Here is a 10846-nt window from a genome sequence, read left to right as displayed (position 1 = left end):
TGCAACGGATTTCCTTTTACTCATCATTAGCCGCAATCCGGCATGCTTTCACTATGAATAATAAGGGACGTAAGCACACCTTACCACTGCGGCGTATACGGTTTCTTCAGCCAGCGAACAAAATCGTCCAGCGGTAACGGGCGACTAATCCAGTAGCCTTGCATGAAATTAACGCCGCGTTCGCTTAGCCATCGCGCCTGTTCCGGCGTTTCGACCCCTTCAGCAACCGTCAGCATATTGAGGCGTTTCGCCAGCGTCAGCACCGCGTCAAGTACGGGTGAAGTGATCGTTTCCGTACCGATGGCGTTGATAAATCCACGGTCAATTTTCAGATAATCGAGCGTAAAACGCTCAAGATAGATAAGCGCGCTGTGCCCGGTGCCGAAGTCATCAATAGCAATTTCTACGCCGACCGAGTGCAGCCAGGCGAAGAGTTGTGTGGCTTCTTGCTCTTTCAGCATATCGCGCTCGGTAATTTCCAGCACAATCTGGAAATGGTGTGCGGGCAGGGAAGTGAGCAGTTTCTGGATATCTGCTTTAAAGCTTTCGCTGTGCAGATGGTCCGGCGCAATGTTAATACCAAATTTGATGCCTACTGGCAGCACTTTTTCTAATTCTGCGGCATCGCGGGCAATTAACTCAAACAGGTGCTGAGTCAGCGGCACAATCATCTTTTGCGATTCGGCAAAGTTAATGAAGGCATCCGGGGGAATTTCTCCCGCGACAGGATGCCGCCAGCGTAGCAGTACTTCCAGGCCCGTTACTCGCAAAGCTTGTGTATCCACCACCGGTTGATACGCCACGTAAAATTGTTCGCGCTTGATGGCGGTCATGATTTCTCTGCCGGGGCGCATACGTACGCTCATCAGGTAATAGCAGAGCAGGCCAACGACAGTTCCACTCATGCCGCCCAGTAAAAATGCGTACCACACATCGTTCCATGTCCAGTCATCCGCATAAAGCCGAACGGTCAGAGGAATGCCCGCAATTTTAGTTTCACGGACCGGCATGTCGGTTAATTCATTAACGTTCATCAAACGTGAAGAAAAGGTAGATAGCGCAGTATTGCCAATAATGAGGGCGACGCCATCGTAATCTTCCTGCCGTGAACTATAAAAGAGAGAAGGCGTCAGGTTGAGATTCAGAGCGGCAAACACACCGCTATTTTTCAGCAAAGGGTTGCGATACCAGATGACGATTGCGGGTTTGTTCGGCACCATCGGCGTGCCGGGTAAGATCGCCATATCGACGTTTTTATTAATGTCGAGCGCCGGAATCAATTCATTGAGTGGAATGTCCATCTCACCAGTCGCAGATGAACAGAATGTTTTTTTATCTTTCACCAGCACAAACGTACGGACATTCATGCTAAACGCCGCGCGAGCGGTCAGTTCGGGGTTAGCCTGCTGGCAGGTATCTAAGGTCAGCGGCTGAAGCCGGTCAGTAGTGGATTTCAGGTCGGCAAAATAGGTATCGAGATACTTTTGTACGTCGATAATCAGTGTGTCGTATTTGACTTCGTGCTTATGCCAGGCCACTAAAAACTGAAGGCAGCTAACCAGTATCGCAATCATCACGCCTGCTACAATGCAGGTAAGCAGGAGCTTACGTCCAGAATTGGGAGCGCGTATGAACATGATTCCGTTAATTTCCTGAAATTACGACAACATTTAAAAGATAACAATGACCGGACTATAGCCTGGATCAAGACGCGGAAACATCATTTTCTCTGATGAATGAAAACAAAAAAGCACTGCCTAAGCAGTGCTTTCAGTTAACTCGTCAGGATAGCCAAGGGATTGCATCCAAACGGTTTATTAGCTGCGGCTGAGAACTCGGCGTGCTTCGTTGTAACGCTTCTTCCAGTACGGTTCATTCATGCTGGAAATAATAACACCACTGCTGGTGGAAGCATGGACAAACTGATTGTTGCCGATATAAATACCGACATGGCGTCCCGTTGAACCGGCACGGAACAGAACTAAATCACCCGTACGCAAATTACTGCGGGAAACAGATTTACCCATTTCCTGCTGTTCGTAAGTCGAACGCGGAAGTTCTAAGCCAAATTGCTCACGGAATGTACGCTGTACGAAACCAGAACAATCGATACCTTTTTTAGTGCTGCCGCCCAGACGATAACGTACGCCTTTCCAGTCAGCATACTGATCCATAATTCGCGATTTTACGTCGACATTACGAACCAGGTTTTCAAATTCATCCTGAGAAGCTTGCAGTGATGATGTTTCACTACCCACTGCACGTGTCTCAGGATGCATATTCTTTGCGGTGTTATTTGCACTACATGCAGAAAGCAGAACCGCTACTGCAATCGCGGGAATCCCGCGCAAGATATATCTCAAAATCGGTTGAGATTTGACCATGTTGTTTGTTTTCCCTTGAAGTCCTTAACGACAAATATCGTTATAAAAAAATGCCAAGCGACACGAGACTAATTACCTGGGCATGTTGAAACAATTCCTTAAGGCCAAATCTGTGGACTAACGCACAAAATTATATGCTGTGAGGATAATCTACCGCCGAGGCAAAACGAGTTCGAGATTACCCGATTGGTGCGGTCTTGGCGAGCGGTTTTACATGATTTTTTATAAGAAAAAGTGATACAGAAAGTTAATAAGCGGGGTTGGTCAATTAAAGTACGATTGAGTGAAACGCATTCAATCCATTCATTTACTTAGAGAATGATTTTTGCGTTCGATAGATGAAAGCACGGTGCGCATCATCAGGATTATCCTCACTATAAAAATAAACCTGATGATGTTAATTACTGTGAGTTATTTGTTTTGGAAATGTTTGTTTTTTCCCGGTAGTGATTTGTCAAAAAAGGTGATTAATCGATCACTTAATGGCGTCAGCAACACCCAGGGCAAACCGATCAATATCACGGTCATCGAACCGACAATGATGTCAGTAAACCAGTGTGCGCCAATCATTACTCTGGGAAACGCAAAAAACACAAAAATAATAAGGGCGATAAGACCTGCAACTTTACCGAAATAACGCCACATGAATGCCGAAAAAATAAGCAGCATCATGCCGTGATCGCCGGGAAAGCTATCTCGTGAGGCATCTTTCGTGGGGACAGAGAGCAGTTCGCTGACGCGGTTAATATTAGTAAACGTCAATGTTGGGCTGGCCCGTTTTACAGGAATTAATGCCTGACCCAGCTGGTTTAATACCACTGCAGTTAATAGCATTACCAGACCAATAATCACGATACGTCGTCTGCCTGGGGCGTTTTCTTTCAGCCAGAAACTCAGCATCAACATTCCCATCGCCAGCAGAGAACAACCGTCGAAAGCGCGATTGTTGGTCAATGCAACCAGCCATAAAAAGGCCTTACTTTCGACCAGTTTCTGATTAAAGAAATAAAAAATATCCGCATCAATCGGCAACCATAATCCATGATTAACGGGAATATACCAGGAAAGAAACAGCGCGAGGCCGACAATATTCAACAACACTATTTGCGGCAAATTTTTAATCATATATTCTCTAATTATCTTACTGAAAAACGCAGGCAACCTTACGCGGTAGTCGCTAAACGAAGCTTCAACAGCGCGCTCTGCAAGGCATTCCAGTCAGCTTCGCTGCTGGAAATCAGCTCAATACGGCTGTCCGGTGGCGCAACGTTTTGCGTTTCAATGTGCAGGTCATCGCCCTGACGGTTGATTCGTACCAGCCCTTCGGGAATACGCAGCACGCCTTTGACGCGTTCCACCGGTGCAAGTCGCGCCCATTCCAGAATGCCAATGGTGTCGAATACCGTATCAGCGTCGAATATCCAGCCGCAGGCCTGATATCCTTGCCCGCTGTTCAGACTGCGACGCCAGCGTTGATGCTCTGGCAGGCTTAACGCTGCTAACCCTTTTTTCACGACATGCTGATGAGAATGCGCGGCGCTGGCGGGCAACTCGGCTAAATTGCGACGCGGCAAATCCAGAAGATGACCGTCAACTTTCCCATGCTCACTGTGAATTAATTGTCGATCGCCACCATTTTGCTGCCACCAACGCTGTAGCGCTTGCTCACTTTCGGGCGTCGCATGGTCGGATTTATTGGCGACAATGATGTCTGCGGCAGCCAGCTGGTCACGGAAGTTTTCATTGCTGGCGCTTTTTTCGTCCAGCAGCAAGCGTGGATCGAGAATGCACAAGGTGGCGCGCAGATCTATCCACGGTTCATAGACTGGTGCGGTTAACAGATCGAGGATCTGTTTCGGATGGCCCAGCCCGGTCGGCTCTATCAACAAGCGGTCTGGTTTTCCCTGACGCAGTAAGGTATTCAACCCTACCTGCATGGGTAAACCATTAACGCAGCACATGCAGCCGCCGGGGATCTCTTTCAGCAATGCGCCGCTATCGGCGAGCAAAGCACCATCAATTCCGACTTCCCCAAATTCATTAACCAGTACCGCCCATTTTTCGTTGGGATCTTTATGGGCTAACAGATGAAGAATCGACGTGGTTTTCCCGCTGCCGAGAAAACCGGTGATGAGGTTGGTCCTGGTCACAACGGCTCCGCAATACTCTGGTAAGTTAACTGAGCGTTAATCCTGGCTAAAAAAGGCAGAAAAGAGAAGGGGAGAGCGGACGAAGGTGAGCTTCATCCGCTTTAACCGCAGAAATCGTTAAATTTTGAGGGTGTTTAATAGCGCCTGATGTGCGCCGAATTGTACGATTTGTTGCCAGGCTTGTTCGATGGCCTGCACAAAATGCGGGTTATCTGGCAGATCATCACCGAAAACTTCACGCAGGGAAAGCAGGGCGGTTACGCGTTGTTCACTGCTGCTGCCTGCAACAAGTTCGCGAATTTTATCGCTAAGCGGATCGCGAACATCAATGGCATTTCCGGCATCATCAACGCCGCTGACGTAACGCATCCAGCCAGCAACGCCTAATGCCAGCAACGACCAGTCCGTTTCGCGCCCCAGATGTATGCGAATACCTGCCAGCATACGTTGCGGTAATTTCTGGCTACCATCCATTGCGATTTGCCAGGTCTTATGTTTCAGCGCCGGATTAGCAAAACGTGCAATTAACTTGTCCGCATATTGTGTTAAATCGACATCTTTAATTTGTAGTGTCGGCGCTTGCTCATTCAGCATTAATGTTCTGGCGGCATGGCGAAATGCGCGATCCTGCATGCAATCACTGATATGGGCGAATCCTGAAAGGTAACCCAGATAAGCGAGAAAAGAGTGGCTGCCATTAAGCATACGCAGTTTCATCTCTTCCCATGGCAGGACATCATTCACCATTTGTACACCTGCGACTTCCCAGGCAGGACGCCCAGCGACGAAGTTATCTTCCACCACCCACTGGATAAACGGTTCGCAGCTAATCGCGCAGGGATCATTTACCCCCAGATGCTGGCTGATTTCTGCCAGTGATTCGTCGGTTGCAGCCGGAACAATGCGGTCGACCATGGTTCCCGGAAAACTGACGTGTTCTTTTATCCACCCGGCGAGTTCTGGCGAACGTTTTTCTGCCATTCCCAGCACCGCGTTTTTCACCACATGGCCATTGTCGGGAATATTGTCGCAGGAGAGCACGGTAAACGGTGTAAGGCCGCGCTCACGGCGGCGTTTCAGTGCTTCGACGAGAATACCCGGTGCGGAGTGAGGTTCTTCAGGGGTTTGTAGATCGTGAATAATCCGCGGATTACTGGTGTCGAGTGCACCGGTGGCCGGGTCAATACAATAGCCTTTTTCGGTAATCGTCAGGGAAACAATTGCCACCTGTGGCTCGCAAAATTTCTCAATAATTGCCGCTAAGGAATCCAGTTTTGCATTAAGGCATTCGTGAACGGCACCGACAATTATCACCTGATTGCCGTCCGCACCTTTCTCCAGCACGGTATATAAATGGTTCTGTGCGCGGAGCTGGCTCATCAGTTGATCACCGCTGAACAAGCTGATTTCACAGATCCCCCAGTCGCCGCCCTGGGCATTCAGCACACGATCGGTCAGTAACGCCTGATGAGCGCGGTGAAAGGCGCCAAAGCCAAAATGAACGATACGTGATTGCAACTGCTGGCGATCGTAGCGTGGAGCGTGTACATGATGCGGGAGCGTAACGGAGGCAATTGTCTTCATAGGAGTCACGTCTTAGTAACGATAAATTAACAATGACAGTGTAAAGTTATATGACAGCAATTGAAATTGGTCTGGATTGTTAATGCGATGAAGTGTGAGGGCGATCAATCAACGAGTGAAAATTGAGGGCGTAAGGTGTTCAGGAAGCGCAAAATAGAAGATTGGTATAATAAATTAAAAAAGGGACAGCCTGAGCTATCCCTTTTCTGCATGCGGCTGAAGTTAGTCAGCACGCCCCATATAACGGCGTTCTTCGATATGGATACGAATTTTTTCGCCCGGGCTTAAGTATTCTGGTACCTGAATCACCAGACCAGTGCTCAATGTCGCCGGTTTGTTACGGGCGCTGGCAGATGCCCCTTTGATGCCTGGTGCGGTTTCAACGATTTCCAGATCAACGGTCTGCGGCAGCTCAAGCGCCAGCAGTTGACCGTCCCAGGTCAGCACCTGCATGTCCGGCATGCCGCCCTCTGGCATAAACAGCAACTCTTCTTCAATCTGATCTTTGGTGAAGGTATACGGGGTATAGTCTTCTTTATCCATAAAGACATATTCGTTGCCATCGACATAGGAGAAGTCAACGTAACGGCGGGTCAGCGTCACGGTGTCAACGATATCATCACCTTTGAAACGCTCTTCTACTTTCAGCCCGGTACGGACATCAGAAAAACGCATTTTGTACAGCGTAGCGGCACCGCGGGCAGTGGGCGACTGAATATCAATATCCTTAACCAGCAGCAGTTTGCCGTTGTAATTCAGTACCATACCTTTTTTAATTTCGTTCGCTCTTGGCATCGAAAAATTCCTGTAGTCGAAAATGTCAAAAATATCGCGACAAAGTACTAGCGACGGGCCTTTCGGGCAAGTGGTATTCGCACTTTTGCTGGTGCAAAAAAGGTGGTACTGTGCGCGCTCATCAATCCGGTGGTTAACCTTAAGAGAACAACGTATGGAATGCCGTCCGGGTTGCGGGGCGTGTTGCACTGCCCCTTCAATTTTCAGCCCTATTCCCGGTATGCCAGATGGCAAGCCCGCCAATACGCCCTGCATTCAGCTTGATGAACAGCAACGCTGTAAAATTTTCACCTCGCCACTGCGACCGAAAGTCTGTGCAGGCTTACAAGCCAGCGCTGAAATGTGCGGTAACTCGCGTCAGCAGGCCATGACCTGGCTTATCGATCTGGAAATGCTGACCGCGTCTTAAACATCTTTAATCCGCAGTAAGCAAAACAGAGTGGCGATAATCATCACCATCGCAAACCAGAACACAGCGTGATAATTCCAGATCTCGGCGACGATGCCCGCCACTGATCCTGCGATGATCCAGCCCACGCGCGACGTGTTGGTATAGAGCGTGGTGGCTGAACCTGCCTGACCGGGCATCAAATCCTGAAAATAGAGCATCCCGATGCCGCCCAGAATGCCAATAAAAATAGCATTTAGCAGCTGCAAGCCCAACAGAATGGCAGGTGAATGCGCCATCAGCATTCCTGCGTAAAAACAGACGCCACCCACGGCAGCAACGCGCATTAAGAAACGCTTACCCAGACGTTTGGCGAAATATCCGGCAATCAACATCGTCGGGATTTCCAGCCCGGCGGCGGTCCCCATCATCACACCGGCCAGTTTCTCGGGAAGATGCAGTTCGTTGATAATAAATAGCGGCATGTTGATGATGTACAGGCTGTTCGAGCCCCACATCAATGTACAAATGACAAACAGCAGTAGCGTATCGCGACGGTTACGGCGCGGCGCTTCAACCGTGCCGGTCGCCAGCGGAAGCTCTTTTTGCATCGACGGTAAAAACAGCCACACCATCACGCCGCAAACAATAAACGCTACCGCTGCGCTCAGATACATTACCGTAAAGCTGAAACCCATCGCTAACGCATAAGCCAGCGGTGGGCCAATGACCCATGCCAGTGAAACCTGAGCGCGTAAAAAAGAGCTGAACATCACCGCCTCACGTCCGGTTTTGTCGGCATGTTCACGGGCAAGGGCAAACATTTGCGGGTTAGCGGTCGAGCCAAAGCTGCTAAGAAAGACGCCAACGAATAGCAAAACAAAGTAGTTGCGATTCCAGGCAAAAAGGGTGCAGGCCAGCACGCCTAACAGGCAGCAAAAGACAATCAGCGATTTGCGATCGCCGCGCTTATCAGAGCGCCCAGCGAGAAACTGACTTACCAGAATCCCAATGACAGCGCTGCCGGTAAAGAAGAATCCCACCATCGCCGGACGGGCATGTACTTCATCGGTAAGGAAAATACTGAGTGTCGGGGTTTGCAGAGCACCCGCAATACCGGTGAGAAAGGCAACGATTAAAAACGCCGTCGAGGTCAGGTCAAACGATTTCGCGCTGGAGACTGCGGGGGAGTTATGCATGCAGGTCTATCACTGGAAGAGGAAGACGCGGAGTTTACGCTGCTTGTCAGAAAATAAACAGACAGCGAAATCAAAAGCGCCACGAATAATCAAAATGCCATTTCACTGTTGCTGATTGGCTGCTGACGCTGCTGAAATGAAATTGCTGATAACGGATTTTCCCATCAGCAATTAGGAAAAATGACAAAAAAATGTGCAGCACATCAAACTTTTGCTCATAACTTTACGGCTTTCCTTGCGTGCTGAAACAGAAGTATTATGCTTTCTTGAAACGTTTCAGCGCGATCTTGTCTTTAACCCTAAGCCAGGTTGGCGCTTTTTTTCTCATAGAGGCCGAATCGTTTCAATTCAGCAAGAGAGGAGAACTATGTTCCAGTTATCCGTACAGGACATCCATCCGGGCGAAAAGGCCGGAGACAAAGAAGAGGCGATTCGCCAGGTCGCTGCGGCGCTGGTGCAGGCCGGTAATGTAGCAGAAGGCTACGTCAATGGCATGCTGGCGCGCGAACAGCAAACCTCAACGTTCCTCGGCAATGGTATTGCTATTCCACACGGCACTACCGACACCCGCGATCAGGTGCTGAAAACCGGCGTTCAGGTATTTCAGTTCCCGGAAGGCGTCACCTGGGGTGACGGTCAGGTAGCGTACGTGGCAATCGGTATTGCTGCCAGCTCGGATGAACATCTGGGCCTGCTACGCCAGCTGACCCACGTACTGAGCGATGATTCCGTTGCTGAACAACTGAAGTCAGCAACAACAGCAGAAGAACTTCGCGCATTACTGATGGGCGAAAAGCAGAGTGAGCAGCTGAAGCTCGACAACGAAATGCTGACGCTGGATATCGTCGCCAGCGATCTGCTGACTCTTCAGGCGCTGAACGCTGCGCGTCTGAAAGAGGCGGGGGCAGTTGACGCCACTTTCGTCACCAAAGCCATCAATGAACAACCGCTGAATCTCGGACAGGGTATCTGGCTGAGCGATAGCGCCGAAGGCAATCTGCGTAGCGCGATTGCGGTAAGCCGTGCGGCAAATGCTTTTGCTGTGGACGGCGAAACGGCAGCCATGCTGGTGAGTGTGGCGATGAATGACGATCAGCCCATCGCGGTTCTTAAGCGTCTCGCTGATTTATTGCTCGACAATAAAGCTGACCGCTTGCTGAAAGCAGATGCGGCAACGTTGCTGGCGCTGCTGACCAGCGATGATGCGCCGACCGACGACGTGTTAAGCGCGGAGTTTGTGGTGCGCAATGAACACGGCCTGCATGCTCGTCCAGGTACCATGCTGGTCAATACCATTAAACAATTTAACAGTGATATTACCGTGACAAACCTTGATGGCACCGGCAAACCGGCAAACGGACGTAGTCTGATGAAAGTTGTGGCACTTGGCGTTAAGAAAGGTCATCGCCTACGCTTTACCGCCCAGGGTGCAGATGCTGAACAGGCGCTGAAAGCCATTGGCGACGCTATCGCTGCTGGTCTTGGGGAGGGCGCATAATGAGCAGACGTGTTGCTACGATCACCCTTAATCCGGCTTATGACCTTGTTGGTTTCTGCCCGGAAATTGAACGCGGCGAAGTGAACCTGGTGAAAACCACCGGTCTGCATGCGGCGGGTAAAGGCATCAACGTGGCCAAAGTATTAAAAGACCTGGGAATTGATGTCACCGTTGGCGGCTTCCTGGGTAAAGACAATCAGGATGGTTTTCAGCAACTGTTCAGCGAGCTGGGCATTGCCAACCGTTTCCAGGTTGTACAGGGGCGCACCCGAATTAACGTTAAGCTGACGGAAAAAGACGGCGAAGTGACCGACTTCAACTTCTCGGGTTTTGAAGTCACCCCCGCCGACTGGGAACGCTTTGTGACTGATTCTCTGAGCTGGCTCGGTCAGTTCGATATGGTCTGTGTCAGCGGAAGCTTACCGTCAGGCGTCAGCCCGGAAGCGTTCACCGACTGGATGACTCGCCTGCGTAGTCAGTGTCCTTGCATTATCTTTGATAGTAGCCGTGAAGCGTTAGTAGCAGGTTTGAAAGCGGCACCGTGGCTGGTGAAACCTAACCGCCGCGAGTTGGAAATCTGGGCAGGCCGTAAACTGCCTGAAATGAAAGATGTGATTGAAGCTGCACATGCGCTACGTGAACAAGGTATTGCGCATGTTGTTATTTGGCACTGTTGCAAAGTTAGCGATGAGGCAGCCTTTTGTCTTATTCAAAGGCCTTACATTTCAAAAACTCTGCTTACCAGGCGCATTTCGCCCAGGGGATCACCATAATAAAATGCTGAGGCCTGGCCTTTGCGTAGTGCACGCATCACCTCAATACCTTTGATGGTGGCGTAAGCCGTCTTC

General features: G+C 49.9%; 9 protein-coding genes and 2 pseudogenes. 3 read left to right on the top strand and 8 right to left on the bottom strand.

Translation table 11 applies throughout. The features are described from left to right. Positions 1-80: 80 nt before the first annotated feature. From BGK49_RS15430 to yeiP, 6 genes are all read right to left on the bottom strand, one after another. On the bottom strand, positions 81-1637 hold the full coding sequence (locus BGK49_RS15430) for a cyclic di-GMP phosphodiesterase (RefSeq protein ID WP_046891754.1): 1557 nt from the start codon (positions 1635-1637) through the stop codon (positions 81-83). A gap of 180 nt (positions 1638-1817) precedes the next feature. After that, positions 1818-2384, bottom strand: coding sequence for a bifunctional murein DD-endopeptidase/murein LD-carboxypeptidase (gene mepS / locus BGK49_RS15425; protein WP_000241011.1), 567 nt, complete (start codon positions 2382-2384; stop codon positions 1818-1820). A 411-nt stretch (positions 2385-2795) separates the two neighbouring features. After that, entirely contained in the window at positions 2796-3509 is a 714-nt protein-coding gene (gene lpxT / locus BGK49_RS15420) for a Kdo(2)-lipid A phosphotransferase (RefSeq protein WP_005028654.1), read from the bottom strand. A gap of 38 nt (positions 3510-3547) precedes the next feature. Beyond that, complete coding sequence (gene yeiR, locus BGK49_RS15415; protein ID WP_000198795.1) at positions 3548-4534, bottom strand: zinc-binding GTPase YeiR; 987 nt, start codon at positions 4532-4534, stop codon at positions 3548-3550. Positions 4535-4651: 117 nt separating this feature from the next. Next, a complete protein-coding gene (locus BGK49_RS15410; protein ID WP_000848216.1) occupies positions 4652-6118 on the bottom strand; it encodes a mannitol dehydrogenase family protein in 1467 nt (488 codons plus the stop codon). A 222-nt stretch (positions 6119-6340) separates the two neighbouring features. After that, a complete protein-coding gene (gene yeiP, locus BGK49_RS15405) occupies positions 6341-6913 on the bottom strand; it encodes an elongation factor P-like protein YeiP (RefSeq protein WP_001136827.1) in 573 nt (190 codons plus the stop codon). Positions 6914-7067: 154 nt separating this feature from the next. Here yeiP and BGK49_RS15400 point away from each other — a divergent pair, with 154 nt between their 5' ends. Continuing rightward, complete coding sequence (locus BGK49_RS15400) at positions 7068-7322, top strand: YkgJ family cysteine cluster protein (protein ID WP_024257979.1); 255 nt, start codon at positions 7068-7070, stop codon at positions 7320-7322. Here the strand turns inward: BGK49_RS15400 and setB are convergent. Further along, a complete protein-coding gene (setB, locus tag BGK49_RS15395; protein WP_000551973.1) occupies positions 7319-8500 on the bottom strand; it encodes a sugar efflux transporter SetB in 1182 nt (393 codons plus the stop codon). The two genes, BGK49_RS15400 and setB, sit on opposite strands and share 4 nt — an antisense overlap. Before the next feature lie 367 nt (positions 8501-8867). On the opposite strand from setB, the gene fruB reads away from it, so the two are divergent. Next, positions 8868-9998 (top strand): fused PTS fructose transporter subunit IIA/HPr protein, encoded by a 1131-nt coding sequence (gene fruB, locus BGK49_RS15390; protein ID WP_000487242.1) that lies wholly within the window; start codon positions 8868-8870, stop codon positions 9996-9998. Continuing rightward, positions 9998-10663 (top strand): annotated as a pseudogene (gene fruK / locus BGK49_RS15385) (1-phosphofructokinase); the annotation flags it as partial. The gene fruB and the pseudogene fruK, both read left to right, overlap by 1 nt. A 53-nt stretch (positions 10664-10716) precedes the next feature. On the opposite strand, the pseudogene BGK49_RS27465 reads toward fruK, so the two are convergent. Beyond that, positions 10717-10846: pseudogene (locus BGK49_RS27465) on the bottom strand (IS6 family transposase); the annotation flags it as partial.

The sequence above is a fragment of the Shigella sp. FC1544 genome, assembly GCF_001722145.1.
Classification (GTDB): domain Bacteria; phylum Pseudomonadota; class Gammaproteobacteria; order Enterobacterales; family Enterobacteriaceae; genus Escherichia; species Escherichia coli.
This window is presented reverse-complemented; position numbering and strand designations above follow the sequence as displayed.